Here is a 19,471-nt window from a genome sequence, read left to right on the forward strand (position 1 = left end):
ATTGGGAGACCGGCATGGTCATTAAACGCTCCGATCTGGAGAGCATTGATTTCTCCGACATCGATACCGGCGAACGCATCCCGGAAATTCATCCGGGCGAGATTCTGCGCTGCGAGTTCCTCGAACCGCTCGGCATGTCCGTCAATGCGCTCGCGCTTGCGCTGCGCGTACCGGCGCCGCGCATCAACGACATCGTGCGCGGCAAGCGCGCCATCTCGGCCGATACCGCGCTGCGACTCGAGCGCTACTTTGGCGCGAGCGCGCAGTTCTGGCTGAACCTGCAGATCGGCTACGACCTGCGCGTCGCCACCGCGGCGGCCGGCGAGCAGATCGAACGGGAGATCGAGCCGATGCCGAAGGCGAACCGGCCGAAAATGCCGAAAATCACGCCCGAACATGCTCGTGCCGCAGCGCTCGCCGCCAGCCTCACCGGTAATGCCACCGCCGTGAAGGCACGCCGCAAAGCCTGAATTTCGCCGCGCAATACAGCGCTCGGCGACACCACCGCGCACCCTTACATCTCAAAAGCACGGAGTCGACACAACCAGCGGTTAAAATCGAGATATTCCTCAAGCCTCCCCGGAGTACAGCAATGGCTTTGCAACGTCGTACCACTCTCACGAAGTACCTGATCGAGCAGCAGCGCGAGACCAACAACCTGCCGGCCGACCTGCGCCTTTTGATCGAAGTCGTTGCGCGCGCGTGCAAAGCGATCAGCTACCACGTCAGCAAGGGCGCGCTGGGCGATGCGCTCGGCACGGCGGGCAGCGAGAATGTCCAGGGCGAAGTGCAGAAGAAGCTCGACATCCTGTCGAACGAAATCCTGCTCGAAGCGAACGAATGGGGCGGCAACCTGGCCGGCATGGCATCGGAGGAAATGGAACAGTTCTTCCCGATCCCGGCCAACTACCCGAAGGGCGAATACCTGCTGGTGTTCGATCCGCTCGACGGCTCGTCGAACATCGACGTCAACGTGTCGATCGGCACGATCTTCTCGGTGCTGCGCTGCCCGGACGGCCAGCAACCCACCGAACAGTCGTTCCTGCAACCGGGCACGCAGCAAGTGGCGGCCGGTTATGCGGTGTACGGTCCGCAAACCGTGCTAGTGCTGACCACCGGCAATGGCGTGAACTGCTTCACGCTCGACCGTGAACTCGGCTCATGGGTGCTCACGCAAAGCGACATGCGCGTTCCGGTGGAAACGCGTGAATATGCGATCAACGCGTCGAACGCGCGCCACTGGTACGAACCGGTCCAGCAGTACGTCGGCGAGCTGAACGCCGGCAAGGACGGCCCGCGCCAAAGCGACTTCAACATGCGCTGGGTCGCGTCGATGGTGGCCGACGTGCACCGTATCCTGAATCGCGGCGGCGTCTTCATGTACCCGGCCGACAAACGCACGCCGGACAAGCCGGGCAAGCTGCGCCTGATGTACGAGGCAAACCCGATGGCGTTCATCGTCGAGCAGGCGGGCGGTGCGGCTACCAATGGCGAGAAGCGCATTCTGGACATTATCCCGAAAAGCCTGCACGAACGTGTGGCCGTGTTCCTCGGCTCGAAGAACGAAGTCGACCGCGTTACGCGCTACCACCTCGAAGCAAAAAAGTGAGCATCGGGGCTTGCCAAGCTCGTAAAGAAGTCCCTATAATCTCGTTTCTCCTGATGCCGGAATAGCTCAGACGGTAGAGCAGCGCATTCGTAATGCGAAGGTCGGGGGTTCGATTCCTCTTTCCGGCACCAACAAGATTCAAGCAAAAAGCCCAGTCATCGCGACTGGGCTTTTTGCTTTCTGCAGAACGCGCGACCGCTTCGCAATCAGGTTCAATCAATCAGCGTTACTTCAGTGGCTCGGCGCAGACTTTCCCGAAGAAAGGCAACGCCCCAGTCAGTCATGGGTTCAAAAACCCAGCCTGTCGCATCGGGCGATCACGACCAGGTTGCGAGCCACGAAGACATCTTCGGTGATGGCTTTGTCTTTCGTGGTCTGCTGAGTGCCGTACGCAGCGATCGCCTCCTTCGGCGCCGACGAAAACCATAAGATCCGGCCGGCGCACTCGATTCCGACCTGGCGTCCATTCCAGTAGACCGCGTTTTCCATGATGAACCCTCCGAAGGGCAAAGATAGCCATCTTCCGTGCTGGTTCCTGGGCGTCCGTTATCCACCGCACTCCAGGCCACGGATAGATATCTTAATAATGGACCGCGCCGTCTGCGCTTACCAGGCGGTCATCTACCTATGTTGCGAAATGAGATCACCGCGCGACGGCAGCCGCGCTGCTGCGTATCTGCAGCAGCGATTACTGGCCTGAACGAAGTGCGTGCTCAGCCGGCGCCGCGTTTTTCCTTCAGGAAATCGATCAATGCACGCAGCTTGAGCGGCATCTGCACGCGGCTCGCCGTGTACAGATAGAACCCCGGAAAGCTCGGGCACCACGCATCCAGCACGCGCACGAGCCGGCCGTCTTCAAGTTGCTCGCGTACGTAATCATCGATCACGTGCAGCAAGCCGACGCCCTGCTCCGCCGCTTGCACCATCGTGCGCAGATCGTTCGTCACGAAACTGCCGCGCGTCTCGACCTCGAATACGCGCGCCGGGTCGTCAGGCGGCGCAAACTCCCATCGATAGATGCCGCCACTGGTCGAGAAGCGATAACGCAGGCAATCGTGAGCGGCGAGATCGGCGGGCGTTGCCGGCGGCGCGTAGCGTTCGAAATAAGCCGGCGAGCCGGCCACGACGATGCGGATCTCGCCGCCCAGAGGCACCGCGATCATGTCTTGCGCCACCCGCTCGCCGAGCCGGATGCCCGCGTCGAAGCCTTCGCCGACCACGTCGGCAAACCCGTCGTCGAGCGTCATGTCCAGGCGGATCTGCGCATAGCGGCGCGTGAATTCAGCCAGATGCGGCAGCACCAGCAACTCGCTCGCCACCCTCGGCAGATTGATGCGCAGCGTGCCGGCGGGCTGGTCACGGGTTTCGTCGAGCGCTTCGAAAGCGGCCTCGAGTGCGGCCAGCGCAGGTTTCACGCCCGCGAGGAACTGCGCGCCGGCCTCGGTCAGCGCCACACGCCGGGTGGTCCGGTTGAACAGACGCACATTCAACTGCGTCTCGAGCGCGCGGATGGTTTGCGACAGCGCGGACGCCGTCACGCCGGTTTCGCCGGCCGCATGCGTAAAGCTGCCGTGACGCGCCACAGAGGCGAACGCCATCAGCGCCGGCAACTGAGCAGGATCCATCGCACCTCCTATTGTTAAGCGTGGCTTCATAATTCTTGCAGACAAGCGGCATTTTTCCACGAAACGAATCGGCGCACGATAGCCACATCGACGCGATTCGTTTCGCGTCACTGTTCAAGGAGACTGACATGACGATGAACCGCTATAACCTGCTGGGCCGCTCGGGTCTGCGCGTGAGCCCAATCGCACTCGGCACGATGACTTTCGGCACCGAATGGGGCTGGGGTGCCGAGGAAAAATCGGCGCAACGTCTCTTCGACCTGTACGTGGATGCCGGCGGCAACTTTGTCGATACCGCCGATCTGTACACCGAAGGCACCAGCGAAAAATGGCTAGGCAAATTCGTCGCGGCGCGCGGCCTGCGCGACCGTTTGGTGATCGCGACCAAATACGGCTACAACGCCGAGACCGGCAATCCGAACGCGGGCGGCAACCATCGCAAGAATCTGCTGCGCGCGCTCGACGGCTCGCTCAAGCGTCTCGGTACCGACTACATCGACTTGTACTACCTGCACACGTGGGACCGCGTGACGCCGGTGGACGAAGTGATGCGCGCCATGGACGACGCGGTGCGCGCCGGCAAGATCCGCTATGTCGGTCTGTCGGATACGCCGGCGTGGTTCGCCGGGCGCGCACAGACCCTCGCCGACTGGCGCGGCTTCGAACCGGTCGCGGCGATGCAGCTCGAATACTCGATGATCGAGCGTAACGCGGAACACGAGTTCGCCGATCTCGCCGCCAATCTGGGTATGGGGCTCGTGCCGTGGAGTCCGCTCGGCATGGGTGTGCTGTCGGGAAAATATCGGCCCTCGCAAAGCGGAACTTCTGGCGGCGTCTCAGGCAGCGGACGGCTGGCGAGCGTGGCAAGCGCGCCGCCGCCGGGCTTCGACAAACTGACCGAACGCAACTTTCAGATCGTCGCGGAACTGGAGGCCGTCGCGAATCTGGCAGGCCGGCCGATGGCACAGGTCGCGCTCAACTGGCTGCATCAGAAGCGCGGCGTGTCGAGCATCATCGTCGGCGCGACCAAGCCGGAGCAATTGCAGGAGTCGCTCGGCTCACTCGACTTCACGCTCGCGCCGGAACTGATCGCCCGGCTCGACGCGGCATCGGAACCGGCCCGCCCCTTCCCGTACTACATGTTCGCCGATGGCCACCAGGCGCGAATTCACGGCCAAGTTGAAGTCAGCGACAAATCGGCGGCCTACTCCGCGCCAGTGAAGATTCCCGCTCCCCGCGCATAAGAGCTCGCCCATTGCGAACGCCACTCACCGCGCTCCGCCACGCGCTGCGTTCCGCTGGGAACGTGGCGCGTATTTATTTGCGGAGAATGCCTTAAAAGTATTCTCGTTCGTCAACGAACCCGCTAAATCGTTCGTTAACAAAAAGATTAGGGGCCGATTGAACGGATCGGTAATTAACGAACGTTCGGGTGCACTGCAAGAAAATCCTGCCGATGCGGCAGCGCACAAAAAATGAGTTGATTTGTTCATATCAACACATATGAACGAGTGATGCACTGACGTACGAAAGTTAATTCGTTGAAGGCACGCGGGGCAAGGCTGGGAAGGGTGCAGCAAGGAATAACGAAATTGTTGGATTGGCGGCAACAAGAGCCGGAAGATGCACCGCCAACCGATAAATTCTATTCAAACATTCCGCGCCCAGGCTGGCGTGTGCCGTTAAAGCAACAAACGTCAGGTAAGCCGCATCAGATACTGGTGCAAAACGGGGACCGAGGCAGATAATCGGTTTGTAAAGGAGAGAGAGATCATGGATGCCAAACCACCGAAGATTCCGACCCCGGATAAAGTTTTTAGCCCGGATCCGGAACCCGCTGGCGTCGAGTTCCTGGGTGCAGAACTGCCTGAGCACGTTCGCGCCTTTTTCGACGAACAACGCAAGTCGTGCGACTCGAAGTAATCATGCGGTGGCGCGATGCAGCATCGGCGTCCGCGCGTCCGGCGCGCGGCGAGGGTTTGCACACGCCTGAACAATCGTCGTGCGCCCGCTTCGGGGCGCTGACTACTGCCGTTTGATCGCGGCGCCGGGTCGTGCAGTCCAGCGTCAGTTCATATACATCTCCTAAACAGATGTCCGCTTGAATATTTCAGTCACCTGTTTTTAAGTGGTCAACACGCCGCTTGATCGGCGCATCGTCTATTCTTCTGGTTTTTCTTCCGCGGCTGTTCGGCCAATCCTGCTTTCCATGAATCGTTCGTATCGCTTTGGCGCGTCATGCGCGCTCGCGTTATTCACCGCGCTTGCGCTCGTGCCTGCCCCCGCCGTCGCGGACGGCGATGACACCGCGCTCACCAATCTGATCGCGCTGGCTTCGCAACGTCTGGCGCTGGCAGAACCCGTTGCGCGCTGGAAGTGGGCCAACCATCAGGCGATCACTGATACGCCGCGCGAAAACGCGTTGCTGGCCGATGTCGAGAAGCGCGCCATTGCGGCGAACGTCGATCCGGCGTTCGCTCATGCCTTCTTCCAGGATCAGATCGACGCGAGCAAGGACGTGCAGAACGCGCTATTTGACGGCTGGCGCAGCACGCGGCCGCCGGAAGGGCCGGCGCCCGACCTTGCGAGCAGCACGAGGCCTCAACTGGACCGGCTGACGCAGTCGCTGGTGGCAGGGCTCGCGCGCGTGCAACCACTGCGCGCAGCGCCGGATTGTCCGTCACGCGTTGCGCAATCGCTTGCTAACTGGAAATCGTTGACCCGTTACGACTCGACCCGCTCGAGCGCGCTAACGCGCGCGCTTGGCCATGTTTGCGAAACCGGAGGGGTCGGCGCGACCGGCTAATCGGTTTGCCGCACGTTCAAACGTGCGGCAAACCCGCGTGAAGCTCCCGGTTAAGCGAGGCTCGGCGCGCCCAGCGACGCTGCCGCGTCGGCCGGGATGCTCAACGGCATCACACGCAAGCCGCGCGCAAGATGAGTTTGCAGAATGCGATAGGTCGACAGCTCGAACGGCCCGGCGCCACTGGACGCATGCAGCGTCGCCGCCTGCGCGAGCGACGGCGCATGGCCGATGTAGCGCCATCTATCGACAACGTGAAAGGCTCGCGCGTGCGAAGCCTCTTCACGCTCCTCGAAAACAATCGGGCCGTCAAAAGGCCAAGGCGCATCCGCCGGATCGCTCTTCGCGATACGCGGCACGCGGTTGTGTCCTGGACGCAGTGCCGCGATCCATTGAGCCTCCGTAAGCAAAGCGCCCAATTCGCCGCCGGTTGCGCGCCATTCAACCCGCCGCACCTGCTGCGCGAGCCGCACGTCCTTCGAAGAACGCCGCTCGCCGGTCAAATGCGAGCGCAACCTCTGACGGACACGCACGCTGCGCCCGACATACAGCGGCAGGTCCTCTTCGCCATAGAATGCATAGACACCGCATCCGGCCGGCGCGGTATCGAGCAAATCTTCAGTGATGTCGCCTGCGAGCCGGTAGCGCCGCGTGGTGCGCTCGATCTGCGCCCGCAATACGTCGAGTGGCACGAGGCCATGCAGACGCTGCCAGAACTGCCAGATCAGGTCGGCGTCAGCGAGCGCGCGGTGGCGATCGGACGGCACCAGCCCGTGACGTTCGACCAGCGCATCGAGCCCATGGCGCTTTTCCGCGGGAAACAACGCGCGTGACAAACGCACGGTACACAGCACGTCCGGATCGAATGCAAGCCCAACCCGACGAAACTCGCTGCGTAGAAAACCGCGATCGAAACTGGCGTTATGCGCCACGAATAATTTGCCGCTCAGGCGCTCAAAAAGGGCTGGCGCGATAGCGTCGAACGTCGGCGCGCCGCGCACCATCGCATTGGTGATGCCGGTGAGTTGCTGAATGAAGGACGGAATCGGTTGCTGAGGATCGACCAGGCTGCTCCAGCGTGACATGCCGGCCGGCCCTACTTCGACCACGCCGACTTCGGTGATGCGATGCTCGCTGGTCGTGCCGCCCGTGGTTTCAAGGTCGACGAAGGCGATCGGCACATCGAGAGCCGGTTCCGGCAAAAACTGTTCAGACATGGAAAGGGATACTTTGGATGCGTGGCTTTGCGGCAAGTATGCACCAGTTGGCCGCTCCGCATACGGGCAGCCTCGCATTTTCATAGCAGCCATGCGGTGCAAAAGACGGCATGTGCTGCTGGGTCACGAACCGCAAACCAGCCGTCGAATTATTGTGGTTTTATGGCGGTTATTTAAAACACTCTGCGTATTTTCATGCTTTCCCTATCTTTTTGCGCGGCTCGTTCGAACCGAATAGTTAATGGCGTCCGTCGCGCTAGAAAATAGCGTGTCATCAATAAAAGAGCCCTCGTCAATGCGAGGGCTCTTCGACTGGCTGCGCGACGGCATGCGCCGGTCAGCGCGGCGCGAGATTTACAGCGGCTGAATGTTAGCCGCTTGCTTGCCTTTCGGGCCCGTCTTCACGTCGAAGGAAACGCGCTGATTTTCCTTCAGCGACTTGAAACCTTCGCTGCGGATTTCCGAAAAGTGCGCGAACAGATCTTCGCCGCCCGAATCCGATGTGATGAAGCCAAAGCCCTTAGCATCGTTGAACCATTTTACGATACCAGTTTCCATGTTCCAGTTTCCCTCGATGTTTTATAAAAGCGGGCATTGCCCTCAAACCGAACCTTTTGCCATTCAATCCATTAGCGGATATCCCTGACGGCCTCTGGCCATCAGACTTGACAATTGAAATTCAGCATTGCCGTTATACGGGGAACGAAGAATGATCGTCAAGCGAATTTTTCATATGCGCTTAGCACGTCGCGCGACAAGCCAATGCTAAATGAATCGAAAAAATACGAAGGAATTTTTCAGTAACAACTGAATAGATTGCGCGTCATTATTACTCCCTCAATTCGCGGCATGACTAATATCGGGAAAAATTTCAGCATTGAAGTCTAAAATATGTAACAAAACATGTTTTTCGTAAGTGTTTGTCCGAGTTGTTCAACCAGGTAGTTCACAGCAAGATGGAAAGCGGTAGTGAGTAGTAGCGCGTATCAGGAGATTGCCATGCTGTTCAACGAATTCCGCCGTTTCATCACCTGGCTCACCCAATCGCACACAAAGACTGTCACCGATCACCAGCCGCTCGCCGAATCGGCTGCTGCCTTCGAGTTCGATCCCGATCCCATGTGGCACGGCGATCACTGGCAGAACCTGCTGTCTTCCCCAATGGACGCGCGTCGCTACGTAATGGAAGATTGGAGCGTCTCGATTGAGACTGACTGGACAACAGCGAACGCGGCGGCGCCAGCCCGCTAGGATCCTGGAACGACAGGCGTAAAAAAAGCGCGACTGGAAGGTCGCGCCGACAAAGGTTTGGAGATCTTTTTCGTCAACGAAAAAGTCTGCTTCGGAAAGCAGAGACTTCAGTATAACTGCTCCGTCACTATCGATTATTCGCACAATCAACAATCATCTGTTGCGATAACGACAACAATCTGTTTTTACGATTTATCGCGTTGTTTTTTTACGTCGATTACTGTAGCAAATGAGCAACGCCATTCGGTTGACACGTCTTTTACACCCCCTCAAAAACGCCGCAAGCCTTTAGCAGCAAGGCTTGAACGCGACTCGCCTATCGTTTCCGATCGCGTAATACTTTATTGCGCAATTCGGAACGCCCACTTTCCAAGCGCCTCTCTACACTCTGCCTAACCGGAAACCGGTGCGCCTGGAGTACGGCGCGCTTCTCACGCGGATTTAGCCTCTCGCAGCTCCCGCGTGAAGGTCTCCTTAAAGCCTGGGTTGTAAAGCCCACTCTTGCTCTCGGAGTTACAAAGATGAAAAAGACACTTATGGTCGCGGCCCTCACGGGCGTTTTTGCAACGGCGGCGCACGCGCAAAGCAGCGTCACGCTGTACGGCTTGATCGACGCCGGCATCACTTATACGAATAACCAGCACGGCCACAGCAACTGGCAAGAAACGAGCGGCTCGGTGAACGGCAGCCGTTGGGGCCTGCGCGGCGCTGAAGATCTGGGCGGCGGTCTCAAGGCTATCTTCACGTTGGAAAATGGCTTCGGCATCAACGACGGCACCCTGAAACAAGGTGGCCGTGAATTCGGCCGTCAAGCCTTCGTTGGTTTGACGAGCGACCAGTTCGGCGCCGTGACCCTGGGCCGTCAATATGACAGCATGGTCGACTACGTCGGCCCGCTGGCACTAACCGGCACGCAATACGGCGGCACGCAGTTCGCGCACCCGTTTGACAACGACAACCTGAACAACTCGTTCCGCGTCAACAACTCGGTCAAGTACCAAAGCGTGAACTATGGCGGCTTCAAGTTCGGCGGCATGTACGGCTTCTCGAATCAGGCAAACGGCTTCGCGAACAACCGTGCTTACAGCGCGGGCGCATCGTACAACTGGGGCGGCCTGAACGTTGCGGCTGCTTACCTGCAATTGAACAGCAACGGCGCGACCGGCGCCGCTGCGGCGTTCAACTCGGGCGGCGCAGTGTCGAGCGACAACACGTTCTTTGCTGGCCGCCAGCAAACGTGGGGGGCAGGCGCGAACTACGCGTTCGGCCCGGCAACGGTCGGCCTCGTGTACTCGCAAACGAACCTGTCGGGTCTGGCTGGCATCGGTGCAGGCGCATCGGGTCAAACGGGCGGTATCGGCGGCTTCGGCGGCAGCAGCGCCCACTTCCAGAACTTCGAAGCTAACGCTCGTTACGCTCTGACGCCGGCAGTGAGCATCGCCGGTTCGTACACGTACACGCGCGCGAGCCTGGCTGGCACGCGTCCGCACTGGAACCAGTTCAACCTGCAAACCGCGTACGCGCTGTCCAAGCGTACCGATGTGTACCTGCAAGGCGAATACCAGCAAGTCAACCAGAACGCCATCGTCGATGCCGACATCAACGGCTTGGGCGCTTCGGGCAACAACAAGCAAATCGCTGTTACCGCAGGTCTGCGTCACCGCTTCTAAAGCGGCTGGCAATACCCGCAGTATGGAAAGGCGCCGCTCGCGGCGCCTTTTTTTATGCTGAAGAAGACAGGCTTTTGAAGAGGAGAAAGACAATGAACCGGCTGTCAGACGCCGAATGGGAACGCGTCAGTCATCTGTTTCCAACGGCAGGCGCCAAAAAAATCATTGGCCGACCGACTGCCGATTCGCGCGCCGTGCTCGAGGCGATCCTGTGGATCGAACGCACGGGCGCGCGCTGGATGTATCTGCCTGCGCACTTTCCGCCGCAGCAGACCTGCTACGCCAGATATCTGCAATGGAAACGCAGCGGCACACTGGATCAGGTTCGCGCACTGCTCGGAAGCGGCATACACAACTGCGCCGAGCCGGGCGCCGGTAATTGCATCGGAACGAACTGAACCGCACGCCCTCGCCCGCCAATTTGACGCCCACTTGACGCCCTGATGGCCGGCCTAGCCGCCGGTATCGGGCGGCGGATACTTGACGTCCAGGACGTCGATGGGCTGCGGGCCAGCCGGCGTGTGCAGCGTGACCGTATCGCCGATCTTCGCCTTGAGCAACGCACGCGCGATCGGCGAGATCCAGCTCACGTGACCGATATCCAGATCGACCTCGTCGACACCGACGATCGTAACGGTATGCACCTCGCCGTCTTCCGTTGCGTATTCGACGGTTGCACCGAAGAAAACCTGATCGACGTTTTCCTGCTTGCTGCTATCGACCACTTCCGCAAGGTCGAGGCGCTTGGTCAGAAAGCGAATCCGCCGGTCTATTTCGCGCAGACGGCGTTTGCCGTAGATATAGTCGCCGTTTTCGGAGCGGTCGCCGTTCGACGCCGCCCACGACACCAGTTTGACCACCTCCGGCCGCTCATTGTCGATCAGATGCAGTAGTTCATCGCGCATGCGCCGGTAACCGGCGGGCGTGATGTAGTTTTTCGCACCCGCGGGGATCTCGGGCTGCACGACGTCGAGGTCGTCGTCATTCTCTTCACTCGACTCTTTGACAAAGGCCTTGTTCATGATGGTCCGTTAACTGCAGCAAACGACTGCCTATCAAGGGTACACGATCAGGGCAATGAGACAAATCGCAGTTACACGCTTCCCTTTTTTAAAAGCTTTGCTATAATCTCGTTTCTGCGTGCGGCTGTAGCTCAGTTGGATAGAGTACTTGGCTACGAACCAAGGGGTCGTGGGTTCGAATCCTGCCAGCCGCACCACTTATTTGAGGGCCTTCCTCTGGGGAGGCCCTTTCGTTTCACCCCAGTTTCATCGTAGTAAAGCGAGATTTACCGTTTTTAGCGTGCGGCTGTAGCTCAGTTGGATAGAGTACTTGGCTACGAACCAAGGGGTCGTGGGTTCGAATCCTGCCAGCCGCACCACCTATGAAGGGCCTTCCGATCGGAAGGCCCTTTGTTTTTTCAGGCCGGCTTTTGTCAGACCGCGTCCACCCGAATGCCCGACCGTCACGGCAGAACCGCTGCCATGCCTATCGCGGCGCCGATTTGATATCGCCTATCTGCGCATCGTGCCTCGGTACGTCCTCGAATGACGCCCCGGCACTTTGCTCATCGATCGGCTCCGCCCTCTCGCCAAACAGCGCCTGCGCCTGATGCATCAGGTCGTCGACGCTGTCGCCGAAACGGCTTTCGACAAACGCCCGCAGCAGCGCGACCCGCAGAGATTCCCCTCGCCCTTCCACCGTCCGATGTCCGCCTTCGAATTCAGCGACGCAATGCGCCGGGCCGTGATCGGCCCGCTCGCGCACCTCCAGCCGCTGCGCGCGCTCCAGCACCACTGCTGCCGCTTCCCATGACGTAGAGGGCGTGAAGCGGCCATCCCATGGCCGGCCGCGGTCGTTGCCGCGGATCGAGACGGTTTCGCCGCTGTCGGTAAAGTGGATTTCGCGCACGAAGTCGTGCAGGCTGCGGGCGACCCAATAGTCGAGCGCCACGCCGGTGAGGTCGGTTACATGCATACGCGTCCTCCCTGAAGTTCAGGTGAGACTCGCGAGTGCGCCGGACGTTCAGATTCGAACTGGGCCGCCTGAAACAACCCAAAGCAACCGAAGCAACCCGAGGTAACCTGGCGCAGCCGTCAGATCAGTAGTCCGCCCGCTCGCGATCGATCCGCATGCCGCCGTCGTGACGGTGATGCCCTTCCTCGCTCGGCCGTTCGCGGGCGATGCGCATCACGTCCGGATTGGTCCGCACACGCCGCATCACGTTCGCGAGATGGACACGATCGCTGACCTGAATCACGAAGCGCAGCACCGTCGATTCCTGCGACAGGTCTTCGTCCATCGCGATGTGGACGATGTTCGCATCCGCCGACGTGATGTCGGCGGCGACGCGGGCAAACACGCCCTTGGTGTTCTTGACCAGCACCTTGACGGCGACGTCGAAGAGACGCCCGGGCTGCGGCGCCCAGGCAACGTCGATCCAGCGGCCCGGATCGCGCCGGTGAATCCGTTGCGCGACGCGGCAGTCGGTGGTGTGAATCGCCATGCCGAGGCCGATGCCGATGTAGCCCATGATGTCGTCGCCCGGGATCGGACGACAGCACGCCGACAGTTGCACGGACATACCTTCCGTACCGGTGATGACCACTGGAGGCGCATGTGGCGCCGAGCCGTCGGAACGCGAGCCGTCGTCGTCGGCATCCCGGCCGCTCATCAGCACTTCGATGCGCTTCGCCATCACCGCGGCGACACGCCGGCCCAAGCCGATATCCGCAAAGATTTCCTGACGGTTCTTGTTACCCGTCCACTGCACCAGCTTTTCCCACGCTTCCGGCGTCACGTCCGACAGCGCCAGCCCGTAGCCCTTCAGCGCCTGATCGACCAGGCGCTCGCCGAGCTGCACAGATTCGTTCAGCCGCATCGTCTTGAGGTAATGGCGGATCGCCGAACGCGCCTTGCCGGTGCGCACGAAACCCAGCCAGGCCGGATTCGGCTTCGAATACGGCGCCGTGATCACTTCGACGATATCGCCGCTCTTCAGCTCGGTGCGCAGCGGCAGCAGTTCGTTGTTGATCTTCACCGCGACACACTGGTTACCCAGGTCGCTGTGGATCGAATACGCGAAGTCGAGCGCGGTGGCGCCGCGCGGCAGCGCCATGATCTTCGACTTCGGCGTAAACACGTAGACCGCATCCGGGAACAGATCGATCTTCACGTGTTCGAGGAATTCGCTCGAGTCGCCCGCTTCGCTCTGAATGTCGAGCAGCGACTTCAGCCACTGATGCGCGCGCTTCTGCACATCGTTCAGATCCGCGCCGCCATTCTTGTACAGCCAGTGCGCGGCCACGCCCGCTTCCGCGATCTCGTGCATCTTGCGCGTGCGCACCTGGAACTCGATCGGCGCGCCGAACGGGCCGACCAGCGTGGTGTGCAGCGACTGATAACCGTTGACCTTCGGGATCGCGATGTAATCCTTGAACTTGCCCGGCACCGGCTTGTAGAGCGCATGCAGCGCGCCGATGCAGGTGTAGCACTCCAGCGCGCTTTCGACCACCACGCGGAAGCCATACACGTCGAGCACCTGCGAGAACGACAACTGCTTGTCGCGCATCTTCTTGTAGATACTGAAGATGGTTTTCTCACGGCCGGTGACTTCGGCGTCGAGCTTCGCGTCGGCAATCGCGCGCTGCACCGACTCGAGAATCTTGCCGACCACTTCACGACGGTTGCCGCGCGCCGCCTTCACCGCTTTTTCAAGCGTGGCGTAGCGATGCGGGTTGAAGTTCGCGAAGCTCAGGTCCTGCAACTCGCGATACGTGTTGTTCAAGCCGAGCCGGTGCGCGATCGGCGCGTAGATATCCAGCGTTTCGCGCGCCACGCGGCGGCGCTTTTCATGCGGCACCGCTCCCAGCGTGCGCATGTTGTGCAGCCGGTCGGCGAGCTTCACCAGAATCACGCGGACGTCGCGCGCCATCGCGAGCAGCATCTTGCGGAAATTTTCCGCCTGCGCCTCTTCGCGATTACGAAACTCCATCTTGTCCAGCTTCGACAACCCGTCGACCAGTTCCGCGACCTTCGCGCCGAATCGCTCGGCAAGTTCGGCTTTGGTCACGCCCTGGTCTTCCATCACGTCATGCAGCAGCGCCGCCATGATCGCCTGGGCGTCGAGATTCCAGCCGGCGCAGATTTCCGCGACGGCGACAGGATGCGTGATGTAGGGTTCGCCGCTCTGGCGATACTGGCCGAGGTGGGCTTCGTCGCTGAAATGGAACGCCGCCTTGATCTCTTTGATCTCTTCCGGCTGGAGGTAGCCGGACAAGACGGACGTCAGCCTGGCGATCGAAACGACGTCATGCCGGCGCGGTTGCTCCGGCGTGGCGGTCGGCCCGAACAGATGGCGAAACGACTGTTCGAGGACCGCGTCGATGTACTTCCGTGCAGACGAGGGCGAGTCGGCGTCGTGTTCCACTTCCGTGGCGGCGGGCGGGGTAGCACTCATTTTCGCCTCCGTAGCGGTTAGGGTTGGACGCCGGTCTGCACGTTGATGCAATTACATGGCAATCGAAAACGGAACAGTGCGCCTTAAACAGGCACCTTCTTCAGCATTTCGACGCCGACCTGGCCAGCTGCGATTTCACGCAATGCGACGACCGTGGGCTTGTCGCGGCTTTCGATCTTCGGCGTGTGGCCTTGAGCGAGCTGACGCGCGCGATAGGTTGCGGCAAGCGCGAGTTCGAAACGATTCGGGATCTGTTTGAGACAGTCTTCGACGGTAATGCGGGCCATGTTGGATTCCTTCTCAGTATGTTGCTTATTCTACCTTATGTGCTCGGTACACCGCCGCGCTCACGCGTGCGGCAGGTGAATGCCGAGCTGCACGAAAAGCTGCGTGTGGCGCGCGTATTGCGAGGCGAAGCGCGAACGCGTCGCGGCCACGAGGCACCGCAGTTCACCGAGCGCGCGATCGAAGTTTTCGTTGATCACGACGTACTCCGCTTCGGCCGCGTGCGCCATCTCGCTACCGGCGGCAAGCAGACGCCGCGTAATCACATTCGGCTCGTCCTGGCCGCGCTTTTTCAAACGCTCTTCGAGCGCGTCGAGCGATGGCGGCAAGATGAAGATTTCGACCGCGTTGTGAAACTGCTTCTTCACCTGCTGCGCGCCCTGCCAGTCGATTTCGAGCAGCACGTCGTGGCCGCTTTTCATCTGCTCTTCGATCCACACGCGCGAGGTCGCGTAGTAGTTGCCGTGCACTTCCGCGCTTTCCAGAAACTCGCCGGCGGCATGACGCGTCAGAAAATCGTCGACGGTCGTGAAGTGATAGTGCTCGCCATCCTGCTCCTTCGGACGCGGCGGGCGCGTCGTGTACGAGATCGACAGACGGATCGCTTCGTCGCTGGCGAGCAGCGCGTTCACGAGCGTCGACTTGCCCGCACCCGAAGGCGCGACCACCATGAACAGGTTGCCGGGATAGGCACCGGCGTAAGGATTGCGCGGTGCGCTGGTTTCGCGTGTGTGGTCGGTCATATTGTCGGTGCTCCAGCCTTACTCCAGATTTTGTACTTGCTCGCGCATCTGTTCGATGAGCAGCTTCAAGGTCATCGACGAATCCGCCAGTTCCTTCGCGGCCGCCTTCGAGCCGAGCGTGTTCGCTTCGCGATTCAGCTCCTGCATCATGAAGTCCAGGCGCTTGCCGACCTTGCCGCCCTTCTCGATCACGTGACGCGTTTCGTTCAGGTGAGCCGTAAGGCGCGACAGTTCCTCGGCGATGTCGATGCGGATGCCGTACATCGTGACTTCCTGACGAATCCGTTCGTTGATTTCTTCGCGCGAGACCGTCGTCGCGGCCGTATCCGGCGCGGCGATACCGAGCGCTTCCTGCAAGCGTTCGACGATCTTCTGCTGATGCCTGGCGATCAACTCCGGCACGAGCGGCGTGATCTTCGTGACGATCGCTTCCATTTCGGTGACGTTGGCGAGCAGCATCGTCGCGAGTTGCGCGCCTTCGCGGGCACGCACGTCGATCAGATCGGTAATCGCCTGCTTGCCGCATGCCAGCACCGCATCGCGCAGCACTTCCGGCGCGACGCCGGTTTCGGCCAGCACGCCCGGCCAGCGCAGAATTTCGCCGGTGCGCAGACGCCCTGCTTCCGGGAACGTCGACAGTACGGTGCGCTCGAGCAACGCGAGTTGCGTCAGCGCATCGCGATTGACCGAGCCGGCGTTGGCCGACTGTTCGCTGCGCTGCAGGTTGATACGAATATCGACCTTGCCGCGCGAGAGCTTGTTCATCAGCATTTCGCGCAGCGTCGGCTCGCAGACGCGCACGTCTTCCGGCATGCGGAAGTTCAGATCGAGAAAGCGCGAGTTCACCGTGCGCAGTTCGACCGATACGCTCACGCCACCTGTGCCTGAGGCCGCGACGAGTTCGCGCGTGGCGCTCGCATAGCCAGTCATGCTGTAGATCATCGTATATCTCGCGATTGTGGCCATGCGTTCGACGATGGCCGTAGAGTCGAATCGCCCGGCGTGTACGAGACGCGGGGCGGAGAATCGGCATTATCCCATTTTTGACGGTAAGACCCCTTGGAGAGCCCCGGCACACGCGGGCAGCTGCCCGGCGGATGGCTGCGCCCACGATCAGCGGTAAAATTGTGTTTTCCCTCCCGCGGTTCTTCCAGACCATTCCCAACATGACCAATAACACTCAACGCCCCAGCGGCCGCCAGGCCGATCAGCTGCGCGACGTGCGCATCACGCGCCACTACACGAAGCATGCGGAGGGCTCGGTGCTGGTCGAATTCGGCGACACCAAGGTCATCTGCACGGCCAGCATCGCTGAAACGGTGCCGTCGTTCCTGCGCGATCGCGGCCAGGGCTGGCTGACCGCCGAATACGGCATGCTGCCGCGCGCCACTCACACGCGCAGCGACCGCGAAGCGGCGCGCGGCAAGCAGACCGGCCGCACGCAGGAAATCCAGCGCTTGATCGGCCGCGCGTTGCGCTCGGTGTTCGATCTCGAGAAGCTCGGTGCCCGCACGCTGCATATCGACTGCGACGTCATCCAGGCCGACGGCGGTACGCGCACCGCCGGCATCACCGGCGCGTTCGTCGCCGCGCATGACGCCGTGTCGAAACTGCTGGCGACCGGCCGCATCGAAAGCTCGCCGATCAGCGATTACGTCGCGGCGATTTCGGTCGGCGTGTACGACGGTGTGCCGGTGCTCGATCTCGACTACGAGGAAGACTCGCAATGCGACACCGACATGAACGTCGTGATGACAGGCGCCGGCGGTTTTGTCGAAATTCAGGGCACTGCCGAAGGCGTGCCGTTCTCGCGCGACGAAATGAATTCGCTGCTCGATCTCGCGAGCGACGGCATCAACACGCTGATCGCGAAGCAGAAGGCAGCGTTGGAGCACAAGGGTGAGTGAGGTTCATCAAACCAACGGCGGCGTTGCTGCAGGCTCGCCGTTGCGGAAAGTCGTGCTGGCGTCGAACAACGCGGGCAAGCTGCGCGAGTTCGCGGCGCTGCTCGGCGCGGCCGGCATCGAGCTGATTACGCAAGGCGCGTTGAACGTGCCCGAGGCGGAAGAGCCGCATCCAACCTTCGTCGAAAACGCGCTGACCAAGGCGCGTCATGCGGCGAAGCTCACCGGCCTGCCCGCACTCGCCGACGATTCCGGCCTGTGCGTGCGCGCGTTGCGCGGCGCGCCGGGCGTTTATTCGGCGCGTTACGCACAGCTTGCCGGCGGCGAGAAAAGCGACGCGGCGAATAACGCGCGCCTCGTCTCGGCGCTGCAAGGCGAAGCCGATCGCCGTGCGTATTACTACTGCGTGCTGGCGCTGGTGCGTCACGCGGACGATCCCGAACCGTTGATCGCCGAAGGCCGCTGGCAAGGCGAGATTCTCGATACGCCGCGTGGCGCCAACGGCTTCGGCTATGACCCGCACTTTTTCTTGCCGTCGCTGAACGCGAGCGCGGCTGAGCTCGAACCCTCGGTGAAAAACGCCAGCAGCCATCGCGCGATAGCGTTGCGGCATCTGCTCGCGCGTTTGACGGAGGAAGCGTGATTCCGATCAAACCGGCCCCTACCGATATCGGCAATGGCGTCATCAAGGCATTTACGTCGCCGGGCAGCATTCGTCTGACGTCGCTGCCTCCATTGGCGCTGTACGTGCATTTTCCGTGGTGCGTGCGCAAGTGCCCGTATTGCGATTTCAATTCGCACGAGTGGAAAGGCGACACGTTTCCCGAGACCGAATACCTCGATGCGTTGCGCGCCGATCTCGAGATGGCCTTGCCGCTCGTGTGGGGCCGTCAGGTGCATACGGTGTTCATCGGCGGCGGCACGCCCAGCTTGCTGTCGGCGGCCGGGCTCGACCGGATGCTGTCCGACGTGCGCGCACTGCTGCCGCTCGACGCCGACGCGGAAATCACGCTCGAGGCCAATCCCGGCACCTTCGAAGCCGCGAAGTTCGCGCAGTTTCGCGCGAGCGGCGTGAATCGATTGTCGGTGGGCATTCAGAGTTTCAATGAGGCGCATCTGAAAGCGCTCGGCCGGATTCACGACGCGACGCAAGCACGCCACGCGGTCGAAGTGGCATCGACCACCTTCGACAACTTCAATCTCGACCTGATGTTCGCGCTGCCGCAGCAGACGCTTGCCGAATGTCAGGCCGACGTTGAAACGGCGTTGTCGTTCGCGCCGCCGCACTTGTCGCTGTATCACCTGACGCTCGAGCCGAACACGCTGTTTGCGAAATTTCCGCCCGCGCTGCCCGACGACGACGCCTCCGCCGACATGCAGGACTGGATTCACGAGCGTACGACGGCGGCCGGTTACACCCGCTACGAGGTATCGGCGTATGCGCAGCCGCACCGGCAAAGCAAGCACAATCTGAACTACTGGCGCTTTGGCGACTATCTCGGCATTGGGGCTGGCGCGCATACCAAACTGTCGTTTCCGAACCGCGTGCTGCGTCAGGCGCGCTACAAGCATCCGACCACCTTCATCGAGCAGGCCAAGGCCGGCACGGCGGTACAGGAAGAACACGAGGTCGGGCCGCGCGATCTGCCGTTCGAGTTCATGCTGAACGCGCTGCGGCTGGTGGAAGGGTTTCCGGTGCATCGGTTTATCGAGCGCACGGGGCTGTCGATGACGTCGATCGAGCCGGCTTTGCAGGAGGCGGAACGGCGCAAGCTGATTACGCGCGATCACGAAAAGATTGCACCGACGCCGCTCGGTCAGGCCTTTCTGAACGATCTGCAGGCGTTGTTTCTGAAAGATCCGCAGTGATTGCGGCTCTTCAGGACGACGCAGCCGGGATTTTTC

General features: G+C 61.0%; 21 protein-coding genes and 3 tRNA genes. 14 read left to right on the forward strand and 10 right to left on the reverse strand.

Annotation, left to right across the window (positions count from 1 at the left end):
* Nucleotides 1-14: 14 nt before the first annotated feature.
* The 3 genes from AC3WOG_RS16255 to AC3WOG_RS16265 all read left to right on the forward strand — a co-directional run bounded on the left by AC3WOG_RS16255 (nucleotide 15) and on the right by AC3WOG_RS16265 (nucleotide 1,740).
* Nucleotides 15-470: a HigA family addiction module antitoxin gene (locus AC3WOG_RS16255; protein WP_492578937.1), complete on the forward strand. Its 456-nt coding sequence runs from the start codon at nucleotides 15-17 to the stop codon at nucleotides 468-470.
* A gap of 122 nt (nucleotides 471-592) precedes the next feature.
* Nucleotides 593-1,609, forward strand: coding sequence for a class 1 fructose-bisphosphatase (locus tag AC3WOG_RS16260; RefSeq protein ID WP_492578938.1), 1,017 nt, complete (start codon nucleotides 593-595; stop codon nucleotides 1,607-1,609).
* A gap of 55 nt (nucleotides 1,610-1,664) precedes the next feature.
* Nucleotides 1,665-1,740: transfer RNA gene (locus tag AC3WOG_RS16265), tRNA-Thr, on the forward strand.
* Nucleotides 1,741-1,897: 157 nt separating this feature from the next.
* Here the strand turns inward: AC3WOG_RS16265 and AC3WOG_RS16270 are convergent.
* Nucleotides 1,898-2,098 carry a hypothetical protein gene (locus AC3WOG_RS16270; RefSeq protein WP_492578939.1) on the reverse strand — a complete coding sequence of 67 codons (201 nt, stop codon included), beginning with the start codon at nucleotides 2,096-2,098 and terminating at the stop codon, nucleotides 1,898-1,900.
* Nucleotides 2,099-2,322: 224 nt separating this feature from the next.
* Complete coding sequence (locus tag AC3WOG_RS16275; RefSeq protein ID WP_492578940.1) at nucleotides 2,323-3,234, reverse strand: LysR family transcriptional regulator; 912 nt, start codon at nucleotides 3,232-3,234, stop codon at nucleotides 2,323-2,325.
* A 128-nt stretch (nucleotides 3,235-3,362) separates the two neighbouring features.
* Here AC3WOG_RS16275 and AC3WOG_RS16280 point away from each other — a divergent pair, with 128 nt between their 5' ends.
* The 3 genes from AC3WOG_RS16280 (at nucleotide 3,363) to AC3WOG_RS16290 (ending at nucleotide 6,040) form a co-directional block, all read left to right on the forward strand.
* Complete coding sequence (locus AC3WOG_RS16280) at nucleotides 3,363-4,478, forward strand: aldo/keto reductase (RefSeq protein ID WP_492578941.1); 1,116 nt, start codon at nucleotides 3,363-3,365, stop codon at nucleotides 4,476-4,478.
* 529 nt (nucleotides 4,479-5,007) lie between these two features.
* The gene (locus tag AC3WOG_RS16285) at nucleotides 5,008-5,157 is read left to right on the forward strand and encodes a hypothetical protein (RefSeq protein WP_028200145.1); all 150 of its coding nucleotides are present in this window, start codon (nucleotides 5,008-5,010) and stop codon (nucleotides 5,155-5,157) included.
* A gap of 286 nt (nucleotides 5,158-5,443) precedes the next feature.
* Nucleotides 5,444-6,040 carry a chorismate mutase gene (locus AC3WOG_RS16290; protein WP_492578942.1) on the forward strand — a complete coding sequence of 199 codons (597 nt, stop codon included), beginning with the start codon at nucleotides 5,444-5,446 and terminating at the stop codon, nucleotides 6,038-6,040.
* Nucleotides 6,041-6,090: 50 nt separating this feature from the next.
* On the opposite strand, the gene AC3WOG_RS16295 is transcribed toward AC3WOG_RS16290, so the two are convergent.
* The gene (locus AC3WOG_RS16295; RefSeq protein WP_492578943.1) at nucleotides 6,091-7,254 is read right to left on the reverse strand and encodes an exonuclease domain-containing protein; all 1,164 of its coding nucleotides are present in this window, start codon (nucleotides 7,252-7,254) and stop codon (nucleotides 6,091-6,093) included.
* 354 nt (nucleotides 7,255-7,608) lie between these two features.
* Nucleotides 7,609-7,812 (reverse strand): cold-shock protein, encoded by a 204-nt coding sequence (locus AC3WOG_RS16300; protein WP_280996009.1) that lies wholly within the window; start codon nucleotides 7,810-7,812, stop codon nucleotides 7,609-7,611.
* A 441-nt stretch (nucleotides 7,813-8,253) separates the two neighbouring features.
* Here AC3WOG_RS16300 and AC3WOG_RS16305 point away from each other — a divergent pair, with 441 nt between their 5' ends.
* From AC3WOG_RS16305 to AC3WOG_RS16315, 3 genes are all read left to right on the forward strand, one after another.
* Nucleotides 8,254-8,505 (forward strand): hypothetical protein, encoded by a 252-nt coding sequence (locus AC3WOG_RS16305; RefSeq protein WP_492578944.1) that lies wholly within the window; start codon nucleotides 8,254-8,256, stop codon nucleotides 8,503-8,505.
* A 521-nt stretch (nucleotides 8,506-9,026) separates the two neighbouring features.
* Complete coding sequence (locus AC3WOG_RS16310; RefSeq protein ID WP_492578945.1) at nucleotides 9,027-10,175, forward strand: porin; 1,149 nt, start codon at nucleotides 9,027-9,029, stop codon at nucleotides 10,173-10,175.
* Nucleotides 10,176-10,267: 92 nt separating this feature from the next.
* A complete protein-coding gene (locus tag AC3WOG_RS16315; protein WP_492578947.1) occupies nucleotides 10,268-10,573 on the forward strand; it encodes a transposase in 306 nt (101 codons plus the stop codon).
* 54 nt (nucleotides 10,574-10,627) lie between these two features.
* Here AC3WOG_RS16315 and greB read toward each other — a convergent pair whose 3' ends face one another.
* A complete protein-coding gene (gene greB / locus AC3WOG_RS16320; RefSeq protein ID WP_492578948.1) occupies nucleotides 10,628-11,197 on the reverse strand; it encodes a transcription elongation factor GreB in 570 nt (189 codons plus the stop codon).
* Between the two features lie 120 nt (nucleotides 11,198-11,317).
* On the opposite strand from greB, the gene AC3WOG_RS16325 reads away from it, so the two are divergent.
* Nucleotides 11,318-11,394, forward strand: a tRNA-Arg gene (locus AC3WOG_RS16325).
* A gap of 85 nt (nucleotides 11,395-11,479) precedes the next feature.
* Nucleotides 11,480-11,556 (forward strand) — tRNA-Arg (locus AC3WOG_RS16330).
* Between the two features lie 107 nt (nucleotides 11,557-11,663).
* Here the strand turns inward: AC3WOG_RS16330 and AC3WOG_RS16335 are convergent.
* The 5 genes from AC3WOG_RS16335 to AC3WOG_RS16355 form a co-directional block, all read right to left on the reverse strand.
* Nucleotides 11,664-12,152: a phage protein NinX family protein gene (locus tag AC3WOG_RS16335; RefSeq protein ID WP_492578949.1), complete on the reverse strand. Its 489-nt coding sequence runs from the start codon at nucleotides 12,150-12,152 to the stop codon at nucleotides 11,664-11,666.
* A gap of 124 nt (nucleotides 12,153-12,276) precedes the next feature.
* On the reverse strand, nucleotides 12,277-14,634 hold the full coding sequence (locus AC3WOG_RS16340) for a RelA/SpoT family protein (RefSeq protein WP_492578950.1): 2,358 nt from the start codon (nucleotides 14,632-14,634) through the stop codon (nucleotides 12,277-12,279).
* An 83-nt stretch (nucleotides 14,635-14,717) separates the two neighbouring features.
* A complete protein-coding gene (rpoZ, locus tag AC3WOG_RS16345) occupies nucleotides 14,718-14,921 on the reverse strand; it encodes a DNA-directed RNA polymerase subunit omega (RefSeq protein ID WP_006025620.1) in 204 nt (67 codons plus the stop codon).
* A 60-nt stretch (nucleotides 14,922-14,981) separates the two neighbouring features.
* The gene (gene gmk / locus AC3WOG_RS16350) at nucleotides 14,982-15,662 is read right to left on the reverse strand and encodes a guanylate kinase (RefSeq protein ID WP_492578951.1); all 681 of its coding nucleotides are present in this window, start codon (nucleotides 15,660-15,662) and stop codon (nucleotides 14,982-14,984) included.
* Nucleotides 15,663-15,680: 18 nt separating this feature from the next.
* Nucleotides 15,681-16,604 (reverse strand): YicC/YloC family endoribonuclease, encoded by a 924-nt coding sequence (locus tag AC3WOG_RS16355; RefSeq protein WP_492578952.1) that lies wholly within the window; start codon nucleotides 16,602-16,604, stop codon nucleotides 15,681-15,683.
* Between the two features lie 224 nt (nucleotides 16,605-16,828).
* On the opposite strand from AC3WOG_RS16355, the gene rph reads away from it, so the two are divergent.
* Genes rph through hemW form a run of 3 tightly spaced genes read left to right on the forward strand, consistent with a single transcriptional unit; the run spans nucleotide 16,829 to nucleotide 19,435 of the window.
* The gene (gene rph / locus AC3WOG_RS16360; RefSeq protein WP_492578953.1) at nucleotides 16,829-17,569 is read left to right on the forward strand and encodes a ribonuclease PH; all 741 of its coding nucleotides are present in this window, start codon (nucleotides 16,829-16,831) and stop codon (nucleotides 17,567-17,569) included.
* Nucleotides 17,562-18,209, forward strand: coding sequence for an RdgB/HAM1 family non-canonical purine NTP pyrophosphatase (gene rdgB / locus AC3WOG_RS16365; protein ID WP_492578954.1), 648 nt, complete (start codon nucleotides 17,562-17,564; stop codon nucleotides 18,207-18,209). Before rph ends, rdgB begins: the two co-directional genes overlap by 8 nt.
* Complete coding sequence (hemW, locus tag AC3WOG_RS16370; protein WP_492578955.1) at nucleotides 18,206-19,435, forward strand: radical SAM family heme chaperone HemW; 1,230 nt, start codon at nucleotides 18,206-18,208, stop codon at nucleotides 19,433-19,435. Before rdgB ends, hemW begins: the two co-directional genes overlap by 4 nt.
* Nucleotides 19,436-19,471: the final 36 nt, after the last annotated feature.

It is taken from the genome of Paraburkholderia sp. FW306-02-B (assembly GCF_058782725.1).

Bases quoted from the DNA above. Each gene is read 5' to 3' on its own strand.
- AC3WOG_RS16255 (WP_492578937.1), top strand. From the start codon at position 15: ATGGTCATTAAACGCTCCGATCTGGAGAGCATTGATTTCTCCGACATC.
- AC3WOG_RS16260 (WP_492578938.1), top strand. From the start codon at position 593: ATGGCTTTGCAACGTCGTACCACTCTCACGAAGTACCTGATCGAGCAG.
- AC3WOG_RS16270 (WP_492578939.1), bottom strand. From the start codon at position 2,098: ATGGAAAACGCGGTCTACTGGAATGGACGCCAGGTCGGAATCGAGTGC.
- AC3WOG_RS16275 (WP_492578940.1), bottom strand. From the start codon at position 3,234: ATGGATCCTGCTCAGTTGCCGGCGCTGATGGCGTTCGCCTCTGTGGCG.
- AC3WOG_RS16280 (WP_492578941.1), top strand. From the start codon at position 3,363: ATGACGATGAACCGCTATAACCTGCTGGGCCGCTCGGGTCTGCGCGTG.
- AC3WOG_RS16285 (WP_028200145.1), top strand. From the start codon at position 5,008: ATGGATGCCAAACCACCGAAGATTCCGACCCCGGATAAAGTTTTTAGC.
- AC3WOG_RS16290 (WP_492578942.1), top strand. From the start codon at position 5,444: ATGAATCGTTCGTATCGCTTTGGCGCGTCATGCGCGCTCGCGTTATTC.
- AC3WOG_RS16295 (WP_492578943.1), bottom strand. From the start codon at position 7,254: ATGTCTGAACAGTTTTTGCCGGAACCGGCTCTCGATGTGCCGATCGCC.
- AC3WOG_RS16300 (WP_280996009.1), bottom strand. From the start codon at position 7,812: ATGGAAACTGGTATCGTAAAATGGTTCAACGATGCTAAGGGCTTTGGC.
- AC3WOG_RS16305 (WP_492578944.1), top strand. From the start codon at position 8,254: ATGCTGTTCAACGAATTCCGCCGTTTCATCACCTGGCTCACCCAATCG.
- AC3WOG_RS16310 (WP_492578945.1), top strand. From the start codon at position 9,027: ATGAAAAAGACACTTATGGTCGCGGCCCTCACGGGCGTTTTTGCAACG.
- AC3WOG_RS16315 (WP_492578947.1), top strand. From the start codon at position 10,268: ATGAACCGGCTGTCAGACGCCGAATGGGAACGCGTCAGTCATCTGTTT.
- greB (WP_492578948.1), bottom strand. From the start codon at position 11,197: ATGAACAAGGCCTTTGTCAAAGAGTCGAGTGAAGAGAATGACGACGAC.
- AC3WOG_RS16335 (WP_492578949.1), bottom strand. From the start codon at position 12,152: ATGCATGTAACCGACCTCACCGGCGTGGCGCTCGACTATTGGGTCGCC.
- AC3WOG_RS16340 (WP_492578950.1), bottom strand. From the start codon at position 14,634: ATGAGTGCTACCCCGCCCGCCGCCACGGAAGTGGAACACGACGCCGAC.
- rpoZ (WP_006025620.1), bottom strand. From the start codon at position 14,921: ATGGCCCGCATTACCGTCGAAGACTGTCTCAAACAGATCCCGAATCGT.
- gmk (WP_492578951.1), bottom strand. From the start codon at position 15,662: ATGACCGACCACACACGCGAAACCAGCGCACCGCGCAATCCTTACGCC.
- AC3WOG_RS16355 (WP_492578952.1), bottom strand. From the start codon at position 16,604: ATGATCTACAGCATGACTGGCTATGCGAGCGCCACGCGCGAACTCGTC.
- rph (WP_492578953.1), top strand. From the start codon at position 16,829: ATGACCAATAACACTCAACGCCCCAGCGGCCGCCAGGCCGATCAGCTG.